Below are 23,565 nucleotides of genomic sequence, written 5' to 3'. Positions count from 1 at the left end.
GCGTGCTAAAATTCCCCGTTTGCATTCACTCATACGCTAAGCCGCCAAGGCTCGGCGCGCCGGGGCTGGCGCCATTTCTGCTCCGGGGCCGTTGCTGCGACGCAGATCCGATCCGATGACAACCGGTTTTCTCCAGAAGATTTTTGGCAGCCGCAATCAGCGGCTCGTCAAGCAATACCAAAAGACCGTCGCGGCGATCAATGCGCTCGAAGCGCAAGTCGAGAAGCTGACGGACGACCAGTTGCGCGGCAAGACGGACGAATTCCGCCAGCGCGTCGCGGGCGGCGAATCGCTCGACAAGGTGCTGCCCGAAGCCTTCGCGGTTTGCCGCGAGGCCAGCCGTCGCGTGCTGAAGATGCGGCACTTCGATACGCAGCTGATCGGCGGGATGGTGCTGCACTACGGCAAGATCGCCGAAATGCGCACCGGCGAAGGCAAGACGCTCGTCGCCACGTTGCCGGTCTACCTGAATGCGCTGTCGGGCCGCGGCGTGCACGTCGTCACGGTCAACGACTACCTCGCCCAGCGCGATGCCGAATGGATGGCGCGCCTCTACAACTTCCTCGGTCTGTCGGTCGGCATCAACCTGTCCGGCATGGAGCACGAGCAGAAGCACGAGGCCTACGCCGCCGACATCACCTACGGCACCAACAACGAATTCGGCTTCGACTACCTGCGCGACAACATGGTCTACGAGACCGACGGGCGCGTGCAGCGGGTGCTGAACTTCGCGGTGGTCGACGAGGTGGACTCGATCCTGATCGACGAGGCGCGTACTCCGCTGATCATCTCGGGCCAGGCCGAGGATCACACCGAACTCTACGTGCGCATGAACGCGCTGCCGCCGCTGCTCGAACGCCAGATCGGCGAAGAGAAGGCCGACGGCACGGGCGTCGAAAAGCCGGGTGACTACACGCTCGACGAAAAGGCGCGCCAGGTGTTCCTGACGGAATCGGGCCACGAGAAGGCCGAGCGCCTGCTCGCCGAGTGGCACCTGATCGGCGAGGGCGAAAGCCTCTACGCGCCGCAGAACATCACGCTGATGCACCACGTGTATGCCGCGCTGCGCGCCCATACGCTGTTCCATCTCGATCAGCACTACGTCGTGCAGAACGGCGAAGTCGTGATCGTCGACGAATTCACGGGCCGCCTGATGGCCGGCCGGCGCTGGTCGGATGGTCTGCACCAGGCGGTCGAGGCCAAGGAACACGCCAAGATCCAGAGCGAGAACCAGACGCTCGCGTCGATCACGTTCCAGAACTACTTCCGGATGTACGCCAAGCTGTCGGGCATGACCGGCACGGCCGATACGGAGGCGTACGAATTCAACGAGATCTACGGTCTCGAAACGGTCGTGATCCCGACCAACCGGCCGCCGAAGCGGATCGACAAGCAGGATCAGATCTACAAGAGCGCGAAGGAGCGCTACGACGCCGTCACGCGCGACATCCGCGATTGCTACGAGCGCGGCCAGCCGGTGCTGGTGGGCACCACCTCGATCGAGAACTCGGAGCTGCTCTCCCACCTGCTCAAGCAGGCCGGGCTGCCGCACGAAGTGCTGAACGCGAAGCAGCACGCGCGCGAAGCGGCGATCGTGGCCGAAGCGGGCCGTCCGAAGCGCATCACGATCGCCACCAACATGGCCGGGCGCGGTACCGACATCGTGCTCGGCGGCAACGTCGAGAAGCAGGCCTCGTTCATCGAAGCCGACGAATCGATCCCGGCCGAAGAAAAGGCCGCGCGCATCCAGAAGCTGCATGACGAGTGGGAATCGCTGCACGAGCAGGTGAAGGCGGCAGGCGGCCTGCACATCATCGGCACCGAGCGCCACGAATCGCGCCGGATCGACAACCAGTTGCGTGGCCGTGCCGGCCGCCAGGGCGATCCGGGTTCCTCGCGCTTCTTCCTGTCGCTCGACGATCCGCTGCTGCGCATCTTCGCTGGCGATCGCGTGCGCGCGATCATGGATCGCCTGAAGATGCCGGAAGGCGAGGCGATCGAGGCGGGCATTGTCACGCGTTCGATCGAATCGGCGCAGCGCAAGGTCGAAGCCCGCAACTTCGATATCCGCAAGCAGTTGCTCGAATACGACGACGTGTCGAACGACCAGCGCAAGGTGATCTACCAGCAGCGCAACGAGCTGCTCGAGGCGAACGACATCGCCGAGACGATCGGGGCGATGCGTCATGGCGTGGTGGCCGAGATCACGCACCAGCACGTGCCGGCCGGCAGCATCGAAGAGCAATGGGATCTGCCCGAGCTCGAGGAAGCGCTGCGCAACGACTGGGGCCTCGATCTGGCGATCCAGGAGATGGTCAACGAATCGCAGTCGATCAGCGTCGATGAAATCCTCGACGCGGTCGTCACGGCGGCCGACGAGCATTACGAGGCGAAGGTCGCGATGGTCGGCCGCGAGGCATTCAACTCGTTCGAGCGCTCGATCATGCTGCAGACGCTCGACCGCCTCTGGCGCGAGCATCTCGCCGCGCTCGATCACCTGCGCCAGGGCATCCACCTGCGCGGCTATGCGCAGAAGAACCCGAAGCAGGAATACAAGCGCGAAGCGTTCGAACTGTTCGCCGCGATGCTCGACGCCACCAAGCAGGAAGTCACGCGCATCGTCATGAACGTGCAGATCCAGTCGCCCGAGCAACTGGAAGAAGCGGCCGAACAGATCGAGGAAGCGGGCGGCAATCTCGACCACGTCGAATTCCGTCATGCCGATTTCACCGATGCCGCCTCAGTCACGGCAGGCGCGGCGGTTGCGACGGCGGTGGCCGCCGATGCCACGGCCGGCCTCGTCGACGACGCGATGGCCGGCGCGGCGCCGGCCGGCGACGTGCCGCGCGTGGGTCGCAACGACCCCTGCCCGTGCGGCAGCGGCAAGAAGTACAAGCAGTGCCACGGCAAACTGAGCTGATGCCTGCGGCGGATGCGGCGGCGTGCGATCCATGCCGCCGGCAGTCGCCGGTTCGTCACACAGAGTTTGCAAGATGAATCCGCGGCGGCCCGCAGTCATGCGCGCCGCCGCTTCGTCCTAATCCAACAATGCCGGCAGGAGCCGGCATTGTCCTTTCGGCAGGTGAATCCATGGCTGTCAACTTCCCTTCGATCGATCCCGCGCAACTGCATCCCGTGGCCGGCGTCACGCTCGGCTGGGCGGAAGCGAATATCCGCAAGCCGAACCGCAAGGACGTGCTCGTCATTTCCGTCGAAGAAGGCGCGACGGTGGCGGGCGTGTTCACCGAGAACCGTTTCTGTGCCGCGCCCGTGATCGTTTGCCGTGAGCATCTGGCAGGCGTGAGCGCCGGCGCGCCGGCGATTCGCGCGCTGGTCGTCAATACCGGCAATGCCAACGCCGGCACCGGCGAGCCGGGCCTTGCCGCCACCCGCGCAACGTGTGACGAACTGGCCCGCCTGGCTGGCTTGCAGCCGTCGCAGGTGCTGCCGTTCTCGACCGGCGTGATTCTCGAACCGCTGCCGGTCGACCGCCTGAAGGCCGGCCTGCCGGCCGCGCTGGCCAATCGCGCGGCCGCGAACTGGTTCGACGCCGCGCAGGCGATCATGACCACCGACACCCTGCCGAAGGCGGCCTCGCGCCAGGTCGCGATCGACGGCCATACCGTCACGCTGACCGGCATCAGCAAGGGCGCCGGCATGATCAAGCCGAACATGGCCACCATGCTCGGCTTCCTCGCGTTCGACGCGACGGTTGCCCAGCCGGTGCTCGATCAGCTCGTGAAGGACGTGGCGAACCGCTCGTTCAACTGCATCACGATCGACGGTGATACCTCGACCAACGATTCCTTCATCCTGATCGCATCGGGCAAATCGAGCCTGCCGGCCATCACGTCCACCGATTCGCCGGCCTACGCGGCGCTGCGCGAAGCCGTGACCGAAGTGGCGCAAACGCTCTCGCAACTGATCGTGCGCGACGGCGAAGGCGCGACCAAGTTCATGACGGTGCAGGTCGAAGGCGGCAGGAACGTGGCCGAATGCCGCCAGATCGCCTACGCGATCGGCCATTCGCCGCTCGTCAAGACGGCGTTCTTCGCCTCGGACCCGAACCTGGGCCGGATTCTCGCGGCGATCGGCTATGCGGGCGTGGCCGATCTCGATGTCGGCAAGATCGACCTGTACCTCGACGACGTGCTGGTCGCCAAGGCCGGCGGCCGCAACCCCGAGTACCAGGAAGCGGACGGCCAACGCGTCATGAAGCAGAGCGAGATCACGATCCGCGTGCTGCTCGGCCGCGGCGACGCGGCAGCGACCATCTGGACCTGCGACCTCTCGCACGACTACGTCAGCATCAACGCCGACTATCGTTCCTGATCGGTTCCCGACCGACCTTGCGGCGCGCCCGACCGGCGCGCCGTGCCCCTGAATTTCCGGATTCCCAGACAGATGGACAAGCTCGAACAGTTTCTCGACCGCGCCGAAGCGCTGATCGGCCGCTTTGAAGCGCTGCTGCCGCCGGCCCCCGCCGACATCGATTGGAGCGCCGCGAACGCGTTCCGCTGGCGCAAGCGCCAGGGCCGTGGCTACCTGCAGGCGGTGCCCGCCATTTCGCAGATCTCGCTCGGTGATCTGCACAACATCGATCGCCAGAAAGGGCTGATCGAGCAGAACACGCGCCAGTTCGTACAGAGCCGCCCGGCCAACAACGTGCTGCTGACGGGCGCGCGCGGCACCGGCAAATCGTCGCTGATCAAGGCCTGCCTCAACGAATTCGCGGCCGAGGGCCTGCGTCTGATCGAAGTCGACAAGGACGATCTGCACGATCTCGGCGACATCGTCGACCTGATCTCGGCGCGGCCCGAGCGCTTCATCGTGTTCTGCGACGATCTCTCGTTCGAAGATGGCGAATCGGGCTACAAGGCGCTCAAGGTCGCGCTCGACGGCTCGATCTCGGCGCAATCCGACAACGTGTTGATTTACGCCACGTCGAATCGCCGGCACCTGCTGCCCGAGTACATGAGCGATAACGAGTCGTACAAGCACCTGCCCGACGGTGAAATCCATCCGGGCGAGGTGGTCGAGGAGAAGATCTCGCTGTCCGAGCGTTTCGGCCTGTGGGTCAGCTTCTATCCGTTCAAGCAGGACGACTATCTGGCGATCGTCGGCCACTGGCTGCGCCATTTCGGCTGCAACGACGCCGATGTCGAGGCCGCGCGCGGCGATGCGCTGGTGTGGGCGCTTGAACGTGGTTCGCGCTCGGGCCGGGTCGCATGGCAATTCGCGCGCGATCGCTCGGGCCGTCAGGAGACGGCATGAGCACGGCAGCCGAAACCGGCACCGGTGGCGCGGCGCCGCGCAAGGTCACGGAAGTCGCCGTTGGCGTGCTGGTGCAGCCCGACGGCCGCTATCTGCTCGCGCAGCGTCCGGCCGGCAAGCCCTATGAAGGGTATTGGGAGTTTCCGGGCGGCAAGCTTGAGGCGGGTGAAAGCGTCGAGGCCGCGCTCGCGCGCGAGCTGCACGAGGAGCTGGGCATCCACGTGACGGCCTGCCATCGCTGGCACATGCTCGAGCACGATTACCCGCACGCCTACGTGCGCTTGTTCTTCTGCAAGGTGACGGGCTGGGATGGCGAGCCGCACAGCCGGGAAGGGCAGGCGTTCGTCTGGCAGCATTTGCCGGTGGAGGTCGCGCCGCTGCTGCCGGCTGCACTGCCGGTGCTCGACCTGCTGGCCAAGGAAGCCGGCGCGCGTTGAACGATCAGTCGTGACGGCCGTTGCGGTCGTCCGGCTCGTCTTCTTCCGACGACGGTTCGTCGGTGCTGCCGATCCGGTAACGTTCGGCGGCCCAGGCGCCGAGATCCATCTGCTTGCAACGGGCCGAACAGAACGGGCGGAAGCTGCTTTCCGGAACCCAGCGGACAGGTTTGCCGCAGGCCGGGCATTTGACGACAGTAGTCACGATTTCAGAGATTGCAGAGCGTCAACTGGAACGGTACGTCGATATCGACCGCGCGTGGCCGGACGTCGCCATCCTGGACAGTGAAGCGCACCCACAGCATGTACTTGTTGGCGCTGGCTTCGGGGATCACATGGAGTTCGGGCGGCACGCGCACCTGCATGAGCTGGTAGCTGCGTCCCGACAGCATTTGCTGGTAACTGCCTTGCATCGCCATCACTTTCGACGCCTGGCCCGATTCGCGCGCCAGACGCAACACGATGGTCGCCGCGTCGCGCAACGGCAGCATCGGCATCGCCCACTTGGCGATGTCCTGGCGCCGCTGCTCGGCGGGCCATTGCTGCCACGCATAGTAGGACGGCAGATCGAATTTGCAGGTACCGCCCGGAATGACGGCGCGGCTGCGAATACTGCTGAGCCATTCGTTGTCGAGCAGATGCTGGCCGGTCTTGCCCTGCATCTGGCTCAGGTTCGCGAGCGTCTGCTCGATTTCGCCGAGCACGGCTTCGAGCGCGTTCTGCTCGATGCCGGGATTGCCGCGAAACGGCGCGAGCGTTTGCCGCTGGCGCTCCAGTTCCTTCATCAGGTCCGATTTGAGGTCCGCCCGGCCCGCGACTTCCGCGATTTCGAACAGCGTCGTGAGCGCAACGTGATGCTCCCTCGGGTCTTCCTGCGCGAGGAAGAACGTCAGGCGCTCGAACAAATCTTCGAGGCGCAGCAACGTGCGGATGCGTTCGTTGAACGGATACTCGTAAAGAATCAAGCGCGCTCGCCTAGGTTGGGACAAATGGACCGGAATTGCCGCCCATTCTAATGCCCACTGTCTGGTGTCGCAATCGCGCCATTTTGACCTCGCTTGGCGCGTGCGCCTACACGGTGCGCGCCGGGCGCGAATGCTCAGGACTTCGATGCGGCGAGCGCGAGATAGCGGGTGTGCAGCGCGTCGATGCGGGCGTCGAGCACGGCATCGGGCGCATGTTCGTTGACGATCACGTCGTCGGCTGCCGCCAGGCGTGCCTCGCGCGTGGCCTGGCGGGCGACGATCGCCTCGACCTGCTCGCGCGCGAAACCATTGCGCTGCATGACGCGCATGATCTGCGTTTCCACTTCGCAATCGATCACAAGTACGCGATCGACGCGGCGGCGCCAGCTTCCCGATTCGACCAGCAGCGGCACCACGAAGATCACGTAGGCGCCGGTTGCCAGCGTGGCCTCGCGTTCGGTTTCGGCGCGGATCAGCGGATGCGTGATCGCTTCGAGCCGCTTGCGCGCGGCGTCGTCGCCGAACACCAGCGCGCGCATGCGGGCGCGGTCGAGTGCGCCGTCGGCCGCGACGAATTCGTCGCCGAAGGCTGCCGCGATCGGCGCCATGGCGCTGCCGCCCGGCGCCGTGACGCGATGAGCAATGGCATCGGTGTCGACCAGCGTGGCGCCGAGCTCGCCGAAGCGGTTCGCCACCGTGGTCTTGCCGCTGCCGATTCCGCCCGTCAATCCTACCGAGAACATGGGGTCAGCCTCCGAGGGCCAGGTAGAACGGCGTGCCATGCAGCAGCGTGACGATGCCGCCGAGCGCGAGGAATGGGCCGAACGGCAGCGGTTCTTCATAACGCATGCGGCCGCGCCACATCGCCACCAGCCCGACCGCTGCGCCGCTCAACGCCGCGATCAGCAGCACCTGCGGCAGCGCAACCCAGCCGAGCCACGCGCCGAGCGCGGCCAGCAGCTTCAGGTCGCCATAGCCGATGCCCTCGATGCCGCGCAGCAGCTTGAACAGCCAGAACACGCACCAGAGGAACAGATAACCGGCAATCGCGCCGATCACCGCCTCGCGCAGTTCGACGAAGTTGCCCGACAGGTTGACGATCAGGCCGGCCCACAGCAGCGGCAGCGTCATCGAATCGGGCAGATAACCCGTTTTCATGTCGATCAGGCTCATCGCCAGCAGCGTCGCGCACAAGCCGAACGCGGCCAGCGCGGCCGGTGCGGGGCCGAACGCGTAGAGCGAGGCGGCCGCGAGCAAGCCGGAGCCGAGCTCGACGAGCGGATAGCGCAGGCTGATTGGCGCGCGACATCGGGCGCAGCGCCCGCGCAGCGCGAGGTAGCTGAATACCGGCACGTTCTCCCAGGCGCGCAGGACATGGCCGCAATGGGGGCAGGCACTGCGCGGCGCCCAGAGGTCGTAGCGCGGCGGCAGCCCGTCGTCGTGCGCCGGATCGTTGCCCGTTGCCTCCGCGAGCTCCGCCTTCCAGGCGCGCTCCATCATGACCGGCAGCCGATGCGCGACGACGTTCAGGAAGCTGCCGACCACGAGGCCGATCACGACCGCGAACGCGTAGCGAACGGCGGCCGGCAACGCGGCGAACGCGAACCAGGGATCGGACAGGGCGAGGAGCGAATTCATCGAAGCCGGGGAAGTCGAGAGCGGGGACCGGGAGCGATGCTACACCACCACGTTGCCGAGCTGGATGATCGGCAGGTACATGGCGACCACGAGTGCGCCGACCAGCCCGCCGAGCACGATCACGACGAGCGGCTCGCAGAGGCTGGTCAGCGTGCCGATTCGTTCGTCGACCTGCCGCTCGCAGAGCACGGCGATATCCACCAGCATGGCGTCGAGCGTGCCCGATTCCTCGGCCACGGCGATCGGCTGCACCACCTCGGCCGGGAAGCAGCCGGCCGCGCGCATGGCCGCCGCGAGCCGCTCGCCGCGCAGCAGCCGCGCCGCGATGTCGGGCGTGGCCCGGTCGAATACGGGGTTGCCGGTGGCGTGCGCGAGCGAATCGAACGCGTCGGCCAGCGGCGTGCCCGCACGCAGCAGCGTGCCGAGCGTGCGGCTCCAGCGCGCGGCCGCGAGCGTGCGCAACAACGGGCCGAGCAACGGCAGGCGCAAGGTCGCGCGGCTGATGACGATTTGCGCATCGGGTGAACGGCGCAGCAGCGTGGTGCCGGCGATGACTGCCACCGCGCAGGCAAGCAAGGCCGGCGGCCCATAACGAGCAACGCCATCGGACAGCGCGAGTACGAAGCGGGTGGGCGCGGGCAGCGCCGCGCCGAAGCCCTCGAAAACCTGCGCGAAGGTGGGTACGACCCAGACCAGCAGCGCCGCCGTGATCGCCAGTGCGAAGGCCAGCACGGCAGCCGGATAGGTCAGCGCCGAACGCACCCGTGCGCGCAGGGCGGCGGCGTGTTCGCGATCGTCGGCCAGGCGCGCGAGCAAGGCGGCGAGTTGGCCCGAGGCCTCGCCGACCGCGATCAATTGTCGGAACATCGGATCGAACTGGCGCGGATAGCGGCACATGGCCTCCGACAACTGGCTGCCCGCGACGATCGCGCGGGACAGCCCGGCCGCGATGCGTGCGATGTCGTGCCGGCCGCCCGGCTCGGCGAGCAGGTCGAGCGCGGGCGCGAGCGGCAAGCCCGCGCGCAGCAAGCCGCCGAGCTGGCGCGTCAGGCGCGTGACCTCGCGCGCCCGCGCAGCCGGCAGGCGGGCCGGGCCGCGATCGGCGAGATCGAGCACGGTGACGCCGCCGCGATGCAGTTGCCGGCGCGCCGCAGCGCCGTCGATGGCGATCAGGGTGCCTTGGCGGCGTGCGCCATCCCGCGCCACCCCGGCCCAGCGAAACCGTCGCTCGTCCACCAGCGGCGCGCTCATCCGGCGTCCGTGGCGGCGAGTGCCTCGTCGAGGCTGGTGGTGCCGTCGTACACGCGTGCCAGCGCGGCTTCGCGCAAGGTCCGCATGCCGTCGGCCCGTGCTTGCCGGACGAGCGTGCCGATGCCGTTGCGCGCGACGATGGCCTCGCGCAATGCATCGGAGACGCGCATCACCTGATGTATACCGATCCGGCCTCGATAACCGATGCCGTGGCAGGCCTCGCAGCCGGTGGCCTCGAAGGGCTGCCAGCCAGTGTCGAGCTGTGCCGGATCGAGGCCGGCGGCGGCGAGCGCGGTGCGGGTCGTGCGCGAGGGCTGGCGGCAGGTGCCGCAGAGCCGCCGCACGAGCCGCTGGGCCGTGACCACGCGCAGCGCCGCCGCGATGTGATACGGCGCAACGCCGATATCGAGCAGGCGGGCAATTGCGCCCGGCGCGTCGTTGGTGTGCAGCGTCGACAGCACGAGGTGGCCGGTCTGCGCGGCCTTCAGCGCGACATCGGCGGTTTCCGTGTCGCGGATTTCGCCAACCATGATGACGTCCGGGTCCTGCCGCAGGAACGCGCGCAGCGCGACGGCGAAATTCAGCCCGGCCTTGTCGCGTACGTTGACCTGATTGAGGCCGTCGAGCTGCAGTTCCGCCGGATCTTCGACGGTGCAAAGATTGCGCGAGGCGAGGTTGAGCCGTTGCAGGCAGCAATAGAGCGTGACCGTCTTGCCGCTGCCGGTGGGGCCCGTAACCAGCGCGAGGCCATGTGGTGCGGCGATCGCCGCATCGAGTTCGGCAGCTTGCTGCGGATCGAAGCCAAGCGCCGGCAGCGACAGGTCGGCCGGCAGCGTGTCGAGCCGGCGCAGCACGAGTTTTTCTCCATGCAGCGTCGGCAGCGAATTGACGCGATAGTCGCCCGTCTGGCCCGGCGCGAGCGTCAGGCGCAGGCGACCGTCCTGCGGCACGCGGCGCTCCGCGATGTCCATCCGCGCGAGCACCTTCAGGCGTGTGACGACACCGTCGCGCAGATGCGCGGGCGGCGCGGCGAACGCATGCAGTGCGCCGTCGATCCGCAGCCGCACGCGCCAGCCGCGTTCGGCCGGCTCGATATGGATATCGGACGCGTCGCGCGCGGCCGCCGCTTGCAGGATTTCGTTGACGAGGGCGACGACGGGCGCGTCACCGGCTGACGCCGGCGGCGCAAGCCGCGCGACGTCGGAGGAATGGGGCGTGGACATCGGAAACCGGCCTCGCGGCCGCCTCGGGATTGCGACGAGACGATCATCGCGCGGGCGGTGGCGGGCCGGTAGTCGGCCGAACGGCCAATGGTGCGGGAGCGGCGGCTCCGTCAGGATTCGAATATGACAGGAATCAGCGCAGCAGCCCGCGAGCCGCTCGCGTGGTGCGCGGCTTGAACAGCTTGACGGTGCGCACCGCCTGGTCGTCGCTGCGCATGACCTCGAGCATTACGTCGCCGATCTTCATGCATACGTCGCCCTCGGGAATTTCTTCGAGGGTTTCGAGGATCAGCCCGTTGAGCGTCTTCGGCCCTCTGGTCGGCAGGCTCAGATGCAGCCAGCGATTCAGTTCGCGCAGCGGGATGCCGCCCGACACGATGCACTCGCCGCTGGCGTTCCAGCCGCCGCGCGAGCCGCTGCCGTTCGGCGTCGACGAGGTGAATTCGCCGATCAGTTCCTCGATGATGTCTTCGGGCGTCATGAGGCCCTCGAGCTCGCCGTATTCGTTGACCACCAGCGCGGTGCGCTGGCGGCTCTCCTGGAAATATTGCAGTTGCTGGAACACCGGGGTGCCCGACGGCACGTAATACGGCTCGGCCAGCAGCCGGCGCAGCGTGTCGCGGTCGAGTTCCTGATTGCGCAGCGCGGCCAGCGTCTTGCGCACGTGCAGCACACCGAGCACCTGGTCGATATCGCCTTGATACACGATCAGGCGGTTGTGGTAGCAGGTTTCGATCTGATGGAGGATGTCGTCGAGCGGCGCGTCGAAGTTCAGCGATTCGATCTGGCGGCGCGGGATCATCACGTCGTCGACGGTGATGTTTTCCAGGTCGAACAGGTTCAGCAGGATGCTGCGGTGCTTGGTCGGCATGAAGCTGCCCGATTCGAGCACGATCGAGCGCAGTTCCTCGATCGAGAAGCGCTGGTCGCGGCCGCCTTTGGTGTTGATGCGCAAGAGGCCGAGCGTGCCGTTCGCGAGCTGATTGACGAACCAGATCACCGGCTTCATGACGCGCATCAGCGGCGCGATCAGCAGGCTGGCCGGCAGGGCGATGCGCTCGGGATAGGTTGCGCCGACGATCTTCGGCGTGATTTCGGCGAACACGATGATCAGAAACGCCACGATGCCGGTCGCGATCGACAGCACCAGGTTGTCGTGACCGAACGTGCGCAGCGCGATCGAGGTGGTCAGGACCGGGATGATCGTGTTGAACAGGTTGTTGCCGATCAGGATCACGCTCAGCAGTTGATCGGTACGCGTCAGCAACCGTTGCGTGGTTTTCGCGCCGAGTGCGTTTTGATTGGCGAGGAGCTTCAGCCGGTGGCGGTTGAGCGCCATCATGGCCGTTTCAGAAATCGAGAAGAAGCTGGAGCAGAGAAGCAGGACAAAGACGGCGCAGATTTGCGCCCATAAGGGAATGTGGTCCACGCGGATCGGGAACGGTGAGGGTCAGGGATGGGGTGACTATAGCAGAGGGCCGCCCGGCGATCGTGACGGGCCGCAGTACGGCTCGTGGCGGCGCTTGACGGGGAAGGGCGATGAAATCAGGCAAAAAAAAACCGCATACGAATATGCGGTTTTTTCAAAATTTTGGTCGGGGTGAGAGGATTCGAACCTCCGGCCTCTACGTCCCGAACGTAGCGCTCTACCAGGCTAAGCTACACCCCGAATTGGACTCTTCTGCTACTTCAGTCTCGTTCAAGACTTCCGTGTCGTCGAGTAAGAACATAATTCTAGCAGCGAGTTTTTGAAAATGGAAGAGGGGAATGAAAAAATTGCGGCGGCGGCGGCTTGAGCTTCCTGCCGCGCGCATTCGAGCGTGTGATCGAGGGCGCCCGAACGCGTGATCGCGTCGAAGATCGTGTCGAATCGATCGGTGCCGCCTTGCTCGATCGCTTCGCGCGCGAGCGTCTGCTGTTCGGGCGTGCCGTGCTCGAGCAGATGGATCAACGGCAGTGTCGGCTTGCCTTCGCGCAGATCGTCACCGGCGTTCTTGCCCATCGATTCGGCGGTGCCGGCGTAGTCGAGCCAGTCGTCCATGATCTGGAACGCGGTGCCGATGCGGCGGCCGTACTCGGCGGCGGCCGCTTCGACCGTTGCGTCGGCGCCGGCCAGCACGGCGCCCAGGCGCGCCGACGCCTCGAACAGCTTCGCTGTCTTGTAGCGGATCACCTGCATGTAGCGCGATTCGTCCACATCGGCGTCATGCATGTTGAGCAACTGCAGCACTTCGCCTTCGGAGATGATCGTGGTGGCTTCCGAGAGGATTTCCATCACGCGCATCTTGCCGACGCCGACCATCATCTCGAACGAACGGGAATAAAGGTAATCGCCGACCAGCACGCTCGCGGCATTGCCGAACAGCGCGTTGGCCGTCTTGCGGCCGCGACGCAGTTCCGATTCGTCGACGACATCATCGTGCAGCAGCGTGGCCGTGTGGATGAACTCGACGACCGCGGCCAGCGTGTGGCGGTGGCTGGAGCTGTCGCCCAGCGCGCCCGCGACGAGCAGCAGCAGTGCCGGGCGCAGCCGCTTGCCGCCCGCGCCGATGATGTATTCGGCGATCTGGTTGATCAGCAGCACATCGGACGACAGGCTCTGCCGAATGACGCGGTTGACCTGCTCCATATCGTCGGTGATCGGGGCCAGCAGTTGGGCGGCGCTCGGGGAAGGGGAGGCAGTGGACGACATGATCATGGAATGGGGTAGTGCGCCGGATTATAAGGCGATTCGGGAGATCGCCGGGCCGTAGCCTGCCGGACGGCCAGGTTTGCTTAGCGCGTGTCGCACCGGAGCACGCGGCGGCGGGCGGATTCGACGCGTGTTTCATGCCCCGTTTCACATGGCCGGCACCCGATGCCAGGCGGGGCAAGGGCTTTCCGAGGGTCGCATCGACCGGTGCGGCGCGCGGCGGAGGCGCTTGCGCGGGCGATCGCGATTGGCTTTGACCTATCTCCTAACTCTCTGTATAATCACGCGTTTTCCACGCACGGTGCATGGAAAAACAGATCTAGAGTGAGGTTTGCAATGTACGCGGTCATAAAAACCGGTGGCAAGCAGTATAAGGTTGCTGTCGGCGAAAAATTGAAAGTAGAACAGATACCGGCAGACATTGACGCAGAAATCACGCTCGACCAGGTTCTCGCAGTGGGCGAAGGCGAATCGATTCAGTTCGGTACGCCGCTGGTCAGTGGGGCTTCCGTCAAGGCTACCGTTGTGTCGCACGGTCGTCATGCCAAGGTCACCATCTTCAAGATGCGTCGCCGGAAGCACTACCAAAAGCACGGCGGCCACCGCCAGAACTACACCGAACTGCGCATCGACGCGATCACCGCGTAAGCGCTACGGTAAAGGAGCTATCAAATGGCACACAAAAAGGCAGGGGGTTCCTCCCGTAACGGCCGCGACTCCGAATCGAAGCGCCTCGGCGTGAAGGTTTACGGCGGTCAGGCCATCAATGCCGGCGGCATCATCGTTCGTCAGCGCGGCACGCGCATGCACCCGGGCGATAACGTCGGTATCGGCAAGGACCACACGCTGTTCGCACTGGTCGACGGTCACGTCAAGTTCGCGACCAAGGGCGCGGACAAGAAGCATCTGGTTATCGTCGTCCCGGCTGCTGCGTAAGTTTTCGCCGGTTCGGGCTTCATAGCCACAAAGGCCCCGCTGAAAACGCGGGGCCTTTTTCATTTGCGCGACGCCGCGCGTCTGGCCGGGTCGGCCCGACCTGGCCGAATGGCCGAATGGTCAAGCGCGGCGGCTCGCGGCACAATATTGGTTCACATTCTGGGCGGAGCAACGGATGAAGTTCATTGACGAAGCGCGAATCGAAGTCATCGCCGGGGACGGAGGTGATGGCAGCGCGTCGATGCGCCGCGAGAAGTTCGTTCCGTTCGGCGGGCCGGACGGCGGCGACGGCGGCCGAGGCGGCAGCGTGTATGCGGTGGCTGACCGCAACATCAATACGCTGATCGACTATCGGTTCTCGAAAAAGCACCTGGCGCGCAACGGCGAAACGGGCCGTGGCTCGGATTGCTATGGCAAGGGCGGCGATGACATCACGCTGCGCATGCCGGTGGGCACCATCATTACCGACATGGATACCGGCGAGTTGATCGCCGACCTGACCGAGCACGAGCAGAAGGTGCAGGTCGCGGAAGGCGGCGCGGGCGGCCTCGGTAACCTGCACTTCAAGTCGAGCACGAACCGTGCGCCGCGTCAGAAGACCGACGGCAAGCCCGGCGAGCGACGCATGGTGAAGCTCGAACTGAAGGTGCTGGCCGACGTCGGCCTGCTCGGCATGCCGAATGCGGGCAAGTCCACCTTCATTTCGTCGGTGTCGAACGCCAGGCCGAAGATTGCCGACTACCCGTTCACGACGCTCGCGCCGAATCTCGGCGTGGTGCGCGTCGGCCCGAGCAAGAGCTTCGTGATCGCCGATATTCCGGGGCTGATCGAAGGCGCCGCCGAAGGTGCGGGCCTTGGCCACCAGTTCCTGCGCCACTTGCAGCGTACCGGCGTGCTGCTGCATCTGGTCGATCTCGCGCCGTTCGACGAGAACGTCGACCCGGTGGCCGAGGCGAAGGCGATCGTCGGCGAACTGCGCAAGTACGACGAATCGCTCTACGAAAAGCAGCGCTGGCTCGTGCTGAACAAGCTCGACATGGTGCCGGAAGACGAGCGCGCCGAACGCGTTGCCGATTTCATCAGCCGTTTCGGCTGGGAAGGTCCGGTGTTCGAGATCTCCGCGCTGACGGGGCAGGGCTGCGAAAGCCTGATCTATGCGGTGTACGACTACGTGTCGGCGCACTCGGATGCGCATCGTGCGGCCGAAGCCGAGGATCTCGCCGCCGACGTGCGGTTCCGCGAAGCGCCGGGCGCCCATCCTGCGTCGCCGGAGCCGGGTGCCGAGCCGGCAGGCGAGTAATCGATACCCGGGCGGCTCAGGCCGTCGACCGATGCGCGGCAGGCTGCTCCGGCCGCCGCGCTCCGATTGAATTGCGCTTCACTACAGGAGCAGCGCACGATGCGTTCGATCATCGCCGATTCGAAGCGATTGGTTGTGAAGGTAGGTTCCAGCCTCGTCACCAACGACGGGCGCGGGCTCGATCATGCTGCGATCGGCCGCTGGGCCGCCCAGATCGCAGCACTGCGCGAGGCCGGCAAGGAGGTCGTGCTGGTCAGCTCGGGCGCGATCGCCGAGGGCATGCAGCGGCTCGGCTGGAGCAAGCGTCCGCGTGAAATCGACGAGTTGCAGGCCGCCGCCGCGGTCGGTCAGATGGGGCTGGCGCAAGTCTACGAAAGCCGTTTCGGCGAACACGGCATCCGCACCGCCCAGATCCTGCTGACCCACGCCGACCTGGCGGACCGCGAGCGTTATCTGAATGCGCGCTCGACGCTGCTCACGCTGCTGCGTCTGGGCGTGGTCCCGATCATCAACGAGAACGACACGGTCGTTACCGACGAAATCAAATTCGGCGATAACGATACGCTGGGCGCACTCGTCGCGAACCTGATCGAAGGCGATGCGCTCGTGATCCTGACCGATCAGCCGGGGCTGTTTACGGCCGATCCGCGCAAGGATCCGAAGGCCACGCTGGTGCAGGAGGCCGATGCCGGCGCGTCCGATCTCGAGTCGATGGCCGGCGGTGCGGGGTCGAGCCTCGGCCGTGGCGGCATGCTGACCAAGATCCTCGCGGCGAAGCGCGCGGCGCATAGCGGCGCGAATACCGTGATCGCGAGCGGCCGCGAGACCGACGTGCTCGTGCGGCTCGCGGCAGGCGAAGCGATCGGCACCCAGTTGATCGCGCGTACGGCGCGCATGGCGGCGCGCAAGCAGTGGATGGCCGATCACCTGCAGGTGCGCGGCCACGTCGTCATCGATGCGGGCGCGGTCGAGAAGCTGACCAGCGGCGGCAAGAGCCTGCTGCCGATCGGTATCGTCAATGTGCAGGGCGTGTTCGCGCGCGGCGAGGTGATCGCCTGCGTCAACGATGCCGGCCGTGAGGTCGCGCGCGGGCTGACCAACTACAGCAGCGCCGAAACCAAGTTGATTCAGCGCAAGCCGAGCAGCGAGATCGAAACCGTGCTCGGCTACATGCTCGAGCCCGAGCTGATTCATCGCGACAACCTCGTGCTGATCTGACGCACGTCGGGCTGCCGACCCGGTAAAAACAAAGCCCGCTGATGCGGGCTTGTTTTTTGACTTCCTGGTAAAGGAACGCGTTGCGGCGACTGCTGCCGTTCAGCGAATCTGTTGGCTCAGGATCGTGCGGTGCGCGCGCAGGTTCTCGATGATCGCCTTGGTGGTTGCGGCCGGCATCTTGTTCGAGCAGAAGTAGTCCTGGTAGAGCGCGGCGCGATAGGCGTTCAGGTTGCCGTTCTCGATGCGCGTCCAGTCGGTTTCGACGGTGCGGTCCCAGCCGTCGTGGTCGGCGTTCAACGCCGCGTACTGGCGCCACTCATAGGTGTCGCAGCGGATCGCTTCGTAGGTCACGTTGCGCGCGCCGGCCGGGCTGGTGATGACCGACGTGTAACGAACGATGCCGTCGGTGCCGACGACCAGCGACTTGTCGTCGACGGAAAACTGCAGCGGCGTGTTCTGCGAGACTTCGAACGGGATCAGGTTCGAGGCTTGCGGCAACGGCGGGAGCGTGTCGACCTTGTTTTCCTGCCAGGTCGGGTGACGGTCGAGCAGATAGACGAACGTGCTGTTGTCCTTGCTGTCCTTGCTGTCCTGGTCGGACGGCTGACTTTGCGTTTTGGAGTGAGCGCAGCCGGCCAGCACGGCGACCGCAGCCAACGATGCTGCGGCAAGAGCGAACGATTTCAAATTGCACACCTCGAAAAAAGGGCGCGGCAACCGCTGCCGCGCCCGGACATGCTTCATGGTTTTCCCGGTCGGCGGGATCAGTCGCGCAGCAGGTAGCGAACCGGGGGCTCGTCGAGCACGCTAGCGCCCGGCTCGACCTCGGAACACACCTGCGATGCGTCGATCGGATGAACCCCGATCATGCGCGGATAACGCGTGGGCCGCACTGCGGCGCGCGTTTTGTTGCCGTCGGGCCGCTGCGCCGGCCGGCGCAGGAAACGCGACAATTCCGTCAACGCCAACTGATAGACATCCCGCTTGAACTCGATCACTGCGTCAAGCGGCACCCAGTACTCGTTCCAGCGCCAGGCATCGAACTCCGGGTGGTCGGTTGCGCGCAAGCAAATGTCGCAATCGCGTCCGACCATCCGCAGCAGAAACCAGATCTGCTTTTGTCCGCGATAATGCCCGCGGACTTCACGCTTGATGAACTTGTCCGGCACCTCGTAACGCAACCAGTCGCGTGTGCGGCCGATGATCTTGACGTGCTCGGGAAGCAGGCCCGTCTCCTCGTGCAATTCCCTGAACATGGCCTGCATCGGGGTCTCACCATACTTGATGCCCCCTTGCGGGAATTGCCAGGAATGCTCACGAAGCCGTTTGCCCCAAAACACCTCATTGTGCGCGTTCAAGAGGATGATGCCGACGTTCGGGCGAAAGCCTTCACGATCCAGCATACAACCACCTTCGAATCCTTTAAAATTGCTTTGATTATAAACAGATAACGGGCGCCGCGCACCGCAATGGCCCGAATCTCGGCGAGGTTCGCAGCTACACTGTCCCCGATTCGTCTGCTACGTCATCTGCGCCACGATCGCCTCGTTGCACACCGTTGCGCGCAGTTATCCACCCCTTTTCGCCTTTTTCCGGCGGCCCCGCGTTGGGCCGTCGTTTCTGGAACTGTCCGCATGAAAGCCTCCCGTTTCTTTATCGGCACCCTGAAGGAAGCTCCCGCCGACGCCGAGATCGTCAGCCACAAACTGATGGTGCGCGCCGGCATGATTCGCCGCGTCGCCGGCGGTATCTACAACTATCTGCCGATCGGCCTGCGCTCGATTCGCAAGGTCGAGGCGATCGTGCGCGAGGAGATGAACCGGGCAGGTGCGATCGAACTGCTGATGCCGGCAGTCCAGCCGGCCGAGCTCTGGCAGGAATCGGGCCGCTGGGTGCAGTACGGCCCCGAACTGCTGCGCTTCAAGGATCGCAAGGACAACGACTTCGTGATCGGGCCGACGCACGAGGAAGTCATCACCGACATCGCGCGCGCGCAGATCAAGAGCTACCGGCAAATGCCGGTGAACTTCTATCAGATCCAGACCAAATTCCGCGACGAGATCCGCCCGCGCTTCGGCGTGATGCGCGGCCGCGAATTCATCATGAAGGACGCCTATTCGTTCGACAAGGATCAGGCCGGCCTCAAGGAGTCGTACCGCAAGATGTACGAAGCCTACGTGCGCGTGTTCACGCGCATCGGCCTCGAATTCCGTGCGGTGGCGGCCGACAACGGCTCGATCGGCGGCAGCGGCTCGCATGAATTCCACGTGATCGCCGACACCGGCGAGGACGCGATCGCCTATTGCCCGACCTCCGATTTCGCGGCGAACGTCGAGGCGGCCGAAGCGCTGCCGCTGATCGCCAGCCGCGCGGCGCCGGCCGAGGCGCTCGCCAAGGTCGCCACGCCGGGCAAGGCGAAGTGCGAAGCGGTGGCCGAGCTGCTGAATATCCCGCTGGAACGCACCATCAAGTCGATCATCGTCGCGACCGACAACGAAGGCGCCGAACCCACCATCTGGCTGTTGATGATTCGCGGCGATCACGAACTGAACGAGATCAAGGCGTCGAAGCAGCCGGGCCTGGCCGGTTATCGGATGGCGACCGAAGCCGAGATCGTCGAATGGTTCGGCACGCCGCCGGGCTACCTCGGCCCGATCGGCACCAAGAAGCCGGTCAAGGTGATCGCCGATCGCACAGTCGCGAACATGAGCGATTTCGTGGTGGGCGCCAACGAGGTGGATTACCACATCGCCGGCGTGAACTGGGGCCGCGACCTGCCCGAGCCGGTCGTTGCCGACCTGCGCAACGTCAGGAAAGGCGACGCGTCGCCGGACGGCAAGGGCGTGCTCGACATCTGCCGTGGCATCGAAGTCGGCCACGTGTTCCAGCTCGGCACCAAGTACTCGAAGGCGCTCGGTTCGACGTTCCTCGATGAAAACGGCAAGCCGCAGCCGATGGAAATGGGTTGCTACGGGATCGGCGTCACGCGCATTCTCGGCGCCGCGATCGAACAGAACTTCGACGACAAGGGCATCATCTGGCCCGAATCGATCGCGCCGTTCCAGGTCGTGCTGTGCCCGATGGGCTATGACCGCAGCGAAGCGGTGCGCGAAGCGGCCGATACGCTGCACGCCGACCTGCTGGCAGCCGGCATCGACGTGATCCTCGACGATCGCGGCGAGCGCCCCGGCGTGATGTTCGCCGATTGGGAACTGATCGGCGTGCCGCACCGCCTCGTGATCGGCGATCGTGGCCTGAAGGACGGCAAGATCGAGTATCAGGGCCGTCGCGAAACCGAGGCGACGCTGCTGCCGGTTCAGGGCGCGGCGCTGACGGTGATCGAGAAGGTGCGCGAAGCGCTCGCGCGCTGAACGCGGGCCGGCGGGAAGGGCGCCTCGGCGCGCCGTTCCCGGGGCTGCCCATGAAAAAACGGCTCGCGTTCTGGCGCGAGCCGTTTTGTTTTGTGCAGGGGCCGCGCGCGTGGCGCTGGCGTTGGCCGGCGTCAGACCTCGGCCGTCAGCGCGCGGATCGTCGGCAGGTTGCGCCAGTAGCCCTTGGCATCCATGCCGCAGCCGAACACGTAACGATCCGGCACCGAAAAACCGCAGAAATCCGGATGCAGCGGCTTGTCCTTGGCGAGCGTCTTTTCGCACAGCACGGCGGACAGGAACCGCTTCGCGCCCATGTCGAGGATGCGGTCGCGGATCGCGGCCATCGTTTCGCCTTCGTCGAGAATGTCGTCGAGCACGATCACGATGCGATCCTTCACCGATTCGCGCGGCGCCACGCGCCAGTGCATTTCCGGGCTGCCCTGGGTGGTGTTCCGGTAGCGCGTCAGGTGGATGTAGTCGAATTCGAGCGGGAAATCGAGGTGCGGCAGCAGCATGCCGGTGAACACGGCCGCGCCGCCCATCACCGACAGCACGAGCGGGAACGCATCGCCGATTTCGTCGCGGATCGCGGAGGCCATCCGCGAGATCGAGGCGTTGACCTCCTCGGCGGAGACGATCTGCTCGGAGTGCTGGAATATCTGAAGGGCTTCTTCGCGGTTCATGGGTTCTGAGGTGCGATCGGATCAATCGGAAACGGCCCGCGAACGGGCCGGCGGACGATGCGTGAGTAGGATATACCTCGCATCGTGCCGCGTGGGGCGCGGCAAAATTCGATGCGGGGCGGCTTAACGCATGCCCGGCATCATGCCCTTCAGGCCGCGCATCATTTTCTGCATGTTGCCGCCCTTCAGCTTCTTCATCATCGTGCGCATCTGGTCGTACTGATTCAGCATGCGGTTGACTTCCTGCACCGGCACGCCCGCGCCGGCCGCGATGCGGCGCTTGCGGGTGGCCTTGATCAGTTCGGGCTTGGCGCGCTCGGTCGGCGTCATCGAGTTGATGATGCCTTCCATGCGGCGGATCTGCTTCTCGGCCATGCCCATGTTGGCGCCCGCGGCGGCTTGCTGGAACTGCGCCGGCAGCTTGTCCATCAGCGACGACAGGCCGCCCATGTTCTTCATCTGGGAGATTTGCGCGCGGAAATCGTCGAGGTCGAAATCGCCGCCCTTCTTGACCTTGTTGGCGAGCTTTTCGGCCGCCTGCATGTCGACGCCGCGCTGCGCTTCCTCGACCAGCGCGAGGATGTCGCCCATGCCGAGGATGCGGTTCGCCATGCGATCCGGGTGGAACACTTCGAGGCCGTCGAGCTTTTCGGCCACGCCGACGAACTTGATCGGCTTGCCGGTGATGTGGCGCACCGACAGCGCCGCGCCGCCGCGCGAATCGCCGTCGAGCTTGGTCAGCACGACGCCCGTGAGCGGCAGGGCGTCGTTGAACGCCTTGGCGGTGTTGACGGCGTCCTGGCCGAGCATCGCGTCGACCACGAACAGCGTTTCGGCCGGATCGAGCGCCGCGTGCAGGTCGGCGATTTCCTTCATCATCGCCTCGTCGATACCGAGGCGGCCGGCCGTGTCGACGATCAGCACGTCGCAGTAATGGCGCTTGGCCCAGTCGACCGCGGCGCGCGCGATCTCGACGGGCTTCTGGTCCGGCGTGGACGGGAAGAATTCGGCGCCGACCTGTTCGCTCACCGTTTTCAACTGGGCGATCGCGGCGGGGCGGTAGATGTCGCACGACACCGTCAGCACTTTCTTCTTCTGCTTGTCGCGCAGCAGCTTGGCGAGCTTGCCGACCGTGGTGGTCTTGCCCGCGCCTTGCAGGCCGGCCATCAGGATGATCGCGGGCGGCGTGACGGCGAGGTTCAGCTCGGCGGCCTTGCCTTCGTAGTCGCCGCCGATCACGGCGGTCAGTTCCTTCTGCACCACGCCGACGAGCGCCTGGCCCGGCGACAGGCTGCTGATCACATCCTCGCCGAGTGCCTTTTCCTTGACCTTGGCGATGAATTCGCGGACGACCGGCAGCGAAACGTCGGCCTCGAGCAGCGCGAGCCGGACTTCACGCAGCATCTCCTGCGTGTTCGCTTCGGTGAGACGGGCTTCGCCGCGCAGCGTCTTGACGACGCGCGCCATCCGTTGGGTGAGATTGTCGAGCATGGGGAGCGATGGACAGTGGGGCCTGAAGGCTGGCGTCGGCTATATTGACAGCCGTCGCAGGCAAGGGGCCTAGTGTAAACTTCGAACATGGATATTGTACTGTATGCCCTCACCGCGCTCCTGTACGGCGGCCTGTCCGTCGCAGGATGGCGCGCGCACCGTTCCGGCCTTGCGCAGCCGCTCGTCGCGAGCGTGCCTCCCGTGCCGCGGGACCTGCGCGCATCCGCCGCGTCCGGGGTGAGCGGCACGGGCCGCGCGCTGCTGTTCGCGGCGCTGCTCGCCCACGGCGTGCTGCTGCACGCCACCATCTTCCCGCACGATTCGATGGTGTTCGGCTTCGCGTTCGCGTTGTCGGCGATGTTCTGGCTCGGCGCCGGCATCTACTGGATCGAGAGCTTCTTCTTCCGGCTCGACAGCCTGCGCCTGCTGGTGCTGCCGCTGGCCTGCGCCGCTTCGCTGCTGCCGCTCGCGTTCGGCGGCGTGCGCGTGCTGCCGTATGCGGCCGCGCCATTGTTCAAGATGCACTTCCTGATCGCCAACATCGCCTACGGATTGTTCGCGATCGCGGCACTGCATGCGGTGCTGATGCTGATGGTCGAGCGCCGCCTGCAGGCGCTGCGGCAAGGCGCGCGGATCGAGTCGGCCAGTTTCCTGGCGGGCTGGCTCGAAACGCTGCCGCCGCTGCTGACGCTCGAAAAGCTGCTGTTCCGTCTGATCGCCGCCGGCTTCGTGCTGCTGACGCTCACGCTCGCCTCGGGCATCCTGTTCAGCGAGCAGGTGGATGCGCGCGCGCTGCGCTTCGATCACAAGACGGTGTTCGCGATCCTCTCGTGGTTCATGTTCGGCGGTATCCTCGTCGCACGCCGCCTGTCGGGCTGGCGCGGGCGCGGCGCCGCACGCTGGGTGCTCGCCTCGTTCGGCGCGCTGCTGCTCGCCTATGTCGGCAGCCGCTTCGTGCTCGAGGTGCTGCTGCACCGTTCCGTGGTCTGATGGTCTGAATTCGATGCGTAACCTTCTCCTGCTGATCCTCCTGTTCTTCGCCGGCTCCTGGGTGGCGCGCAAGCTGCGCCAGGCGCAGGAACGCAC

General features: G+C 65.6%; 22 protein-coding genes, 1 tRNA gene and 1 pseudogene. 11 read left to right on the top strand and 13 right to left on the bottom strand.

Annotation, left to right across the window (positions count from 1 at the left end):
- The first annotated feature begins 115 nt into the window (after window positions 1–115).
- From secA to ACYP33_RS24920, 4 genes are all read left to right on the top strand, one after another.
- Window positions 116–2,920 (top strand): preprotein translocase subunit SecA, encoded by a 2,805-nt coding sequence (secA, locus tag ACYP33_RS24935; protein WP_414450406.1) that lies wholly within the window; start codon window positions 116–118, stop codon window positions 2,918–2,920.
- A 170-nt stretch (window positions 2,921–3,090) separates the two neighbouring features.
- Window positions 3,091–4,332: a bifunctional glutamate N-acetyltransferase/amino-acid acetyltransferase ArgJ gene (argJ, locus tag ACYP33_RS24930; RefSeq protein WP_459624327.1), complete on the top strand. Its 1,242-nt coding sequence runs from the start codon at window positions 3,091–3,093 to the stop codon at window positions 4,330–4,332.
- 72 nt (window positions 4,333–4,404) lie between these two features.
- On the top strand, window positions 4,405–5,274 hold the full coding sequence (locus ACYP33_RS24925; RefSeq protein ID WP_459624326.1) for an ATP-binding protein: 870 nt from the start codon (window positions 4,405–4,407) through the stop codon (window positions 5,272–5,274).
- The gene (locus ACYP33_RS24920) at window positions 5,271–5,711 is read left to right on the top strand and encodes an NUDIX domain-containing protein (protein ID WP_459624325.1); all 441 of its coding nucleotides are present in this window, start codon (window positions 5,271–5,273) and stop codon (window positions 5,709–5,711) included. Before ACYP33_RS24925 ends, ACYP33_RS24920 begins: the two co-directional genes overlap by 4 nt.
- Window positions 5,712–5,715: 4 nt before the next feature.
- Here ACYP33_RS24920 and ACYP33_RS24915 read toward each other — a convergent pair whose 3' ends face one another.
- The 9 genes from ACYP33_RS24915 to ACYP33_RS24875 all read right to left on the bottom strand — a co-directional run bounded on the left by ACYP33_RS24915 (window position 5,716) and on the right by ACYP33_RS24875 (window position 13,480).
- Window positions 5,716–5,916, bottom strand: coding sequence for a DNA gyrase inhibitor YacG (locus ACYP33_RS24915; RefSeq protein ID WP_459624324.1), 201 nt, complete (start codon window positions 5,914–5,916; stop codon window positions 5,716–5,718).
- A gap of 4 nt (window positions 5,917–5,920) precedes the next feature.
- Entirely contained in the window at window positions 5,921–6,676 is a 756-nt protein-coding gene (gene zapD / locus ACYP33_RS24910; protein WP_414450403.1) for a cell division protein ZapD, read from the bottom strand.
- Window positions 6,677–6,810: 134 nt separating this feature from the next.
- Window positions 6,811–7,419 (bottom strand): dephospho-CoA kinase, encoded by a 609-nt coding sequence (coaE, locus tag ACYP33_RS24905; protein WP_459624323.1) that lies wholly within the window; start codon window positions 7,417–7,419, stop codon window positions 6,811–6,813.
- Window positions 7,420–7,423: 4 nt separating this feature from the next.
- Complete coding sequence (locus ACYP33_RS24900) at window positions 7,424–8,314, bottom strand: prepilin peptidase (protein ID WP_459624322.1); 891 nt, start codon at window positions 8,312–8,314, stop codon at window positions 7,424–7,426.
- A 39-nt stretch (window positions 8,315–8,353) separates the two neighbouring features.
- Complete coding sequence (locus tag ACYP33_RS24895) at window positions 8,354–9,565, bottom strand: type II secretion system F family protein (protein WP_459624321.1); 1,212 nt, start codon at window positions 9,563–9,565, stop codon at window positions 8,354–8,356.
- A complete protein-coding gene (locus ACYP33_RS24890; RefSeq protein WP_459624320.1) occupies window positions 9,562–10,788 on the bottom strand; it encodes a GspE/PulE family protein in 1,227 nt (408 codons plus the stop codon). Before ACYP33_RS24890 ends, ACYP33_RS24895 begins: the two co-directional genes overlap by 4 nt.
- Before the next feature lie 133 nt (window positions 10,789–10,921).
- Window positions 10,922–12,217 carry an HlyC/CorC family transporter gene (locus ACYP33_RS24885; RefSeq protein WP_414443849.1) on the bottom strand — a complete coding sequence of 432 codons (1,296 nt, stop codon included), beginning with the start codon at window positions 12,215–12,217 and terminating at the stop codon, window positions 10,922–10,924.
- A gap of 163 nt (window positions 12,218–12,380) precedes the next feature.
- Window positions 12,381–12,457: transfer RNA gene (locus ACYP33_RS24880), tRNA-Pro, on the bottom strand.
- A 30-nt stretch (window positions 12,458–12,487) separates the two neighbouring features.
- The gene (locus ACYP33_RS24875) at window positions 12,488–13,480 is read right to left on the bottom strand and encodes a polyprenyl synthetase family protein (protein WP_459624319.1); all 993 of its coding nucleotides are present in this window, start codon (window positions 13,478–13,480) and stop codon (window positions 12,488–12,490) included.
- Window positions 13,481–13,816: 336 nt separating this feature from the next.
- Between ACYP33_RS24875 and rplU the strand changes: the two genes are divergently transcribed.
- The 4 genes from rplU (at window position 13,817) to proB (ending at window position 16,934) form a co-directional block, all read left to right on the top strand.
- Window positions 13,817–14,128, top strand: coding sequence for a 50S ribosomal protein L21 (gene rplU / locus ACYP33_RS24870; protein WP_091010980.1), 312 nt, complete (start codon window positions 13,817–13,819; stop codon window positions 14,126–14,128).
- Between the two features lie 24 nt (window positions 14,129–14,152).
- The gene (gene rpmA / locus ACYP33_RS24865; RefSeq protein ID WP_278651142.1) at window positions 14,153–14,416 is read left to right on the top strand and encodes a 50S ribosomal protein L27; all 264 of its coding nucleotides are present in this window, start codon (window positions 14,153–14,155) and stop codon (window positions 14,414–14,416) included.
- Between the two features lie 175 nt (window positions 14,417–14,591).
- Window positions 14,592–15,716 carry an Obg family GTPase CgtA gene (gene cgtA / locus ACYP33_RS24860; RefSeq protein ID WP_414450397.1) on the top strand — a complete coding sequence of 375 codons (1,125 nt, stop codon included), beginning with the start codon at window positions 14,592–14,594 and terminating at the stop codon, window positions 15,714–15,716.
- A gap of 99 nt (window positions 15,717–15,815) precedes the next feature.
- Window positions 15,816–16,934: a glutamate 5-kinase gene (gene proB / locus ACYP33_RS24855; RefSeq protein WP_459624318.1), complete on the top strand. Its 1,119-nt coding sequence runs from the start codon at window positions 15,816–15,818 to the stop codon at window positions 16,932–16,934.
- A 99-nt stretch (window positions 16,935–17,033) separates the two neighbouring features.
- Here proB and ACYP33_RS24850 read toward each other — a convergent pair whose 3' ends face one another.
- A complete protein-coding gene (locus ACYP33_RS24850) occupies window positions 17,034–17,621 on the bottom strand; it encodes a CNP1-like family protein (protein WP_459624317.1) in 588 nt (195 codons plus the stop codon).
- A gap of 77 nt (window positions 17,622–17,698) precedes the next feature.
- A complete protein-coding gene (locus ACYP33_RS24845; protein ID WP_414443854.1) occupies window positions 17,699–18,337 on the bottom strand; it encodes an RNA pyrophosphohydrolase in 639 nt (212 codons plus the stop codon).
- A gap of 231 nt (window positions 18,338–18,568) precedes the next feature.
- Here ACYP33_RS24845 and ACYP33_RS24840 point away from each other — a divergent pair, with 231 nt between their 5' ends.
- On the top strand, window positions 18,569–20,305 hold the full coding sequence (locus ACYP33_RS24840; RefSeq protein WP_459624316.1) for a proline--tRNA ligase: 1,737 nt from the start codon (window positions 18,569–18,571) through the stop codon (window positions 20,303–20,305).
- A gap of 131 nt (window positions 20,306–20,436) precedes the next feature.
- Here ACYP33_RS24840 and ACYP33_RS24835 read toward each other — a convergent pair whose 3' ends face one another.
- Window positions 20,437–20,988, bottom strand: coding sequence for a hypoxanthine-guanine phosphoribosyltransferase (locus ACYP33_RS24835; protein ID WP_414443856.1), 552 nt, complete (start codon window positions 20,986–20,988; stop codon window positions 20,437–20,439).
- A gap of 123 nt (window positions 20,989–21,111) precedes the next feature.
- Window positions 21,112–22,479, bottom strand: a complete 1,368-nt coding sequence (ffh, locus tag ACYP33_RS24830) for a signal recognition particle protein (protein WP_414443857.1) — start codon at window positions 22,477–22,479, stop codon at window positions 21,112–21,114.
- A gap of 87 nt (window positions 22,480–22,566) precedes the next feature.
- Here ffh and ACYP33_RS24825 point away from each other — a divergent pair, with 87 nt between their 5' ends.
- Together ACYP33_RS24825 and ACYP33_RS24820 are read left to right on the top strand one after the other, a co-directional pair.
- Window positions 22,567–23,469 (top strand): cytochrome C assembly family protein, encoded by a 903-nt coding sequence (locus tag ACYP33_RS24825; RefSeq protein WP_414443858.1) that lies wholly within the window; start codon window positions 22,567–22,569, stop codon window positions 23,467–23,469.
- A gap of 13 nt (window positions 23,470–23,482) precedes the next feature.
- Window positions 23,483–23,565, top strand: a pseudogene (locus ACYP33_RS24820) (PP0621 family protein); the annotation flags it as partial.

It is taken from the genome of Burkholderia sp. 3C (assembly GCF_054589155.1).
This window is presented reverse-complemented; position numbering and strand designations above follow the sequence as displayed.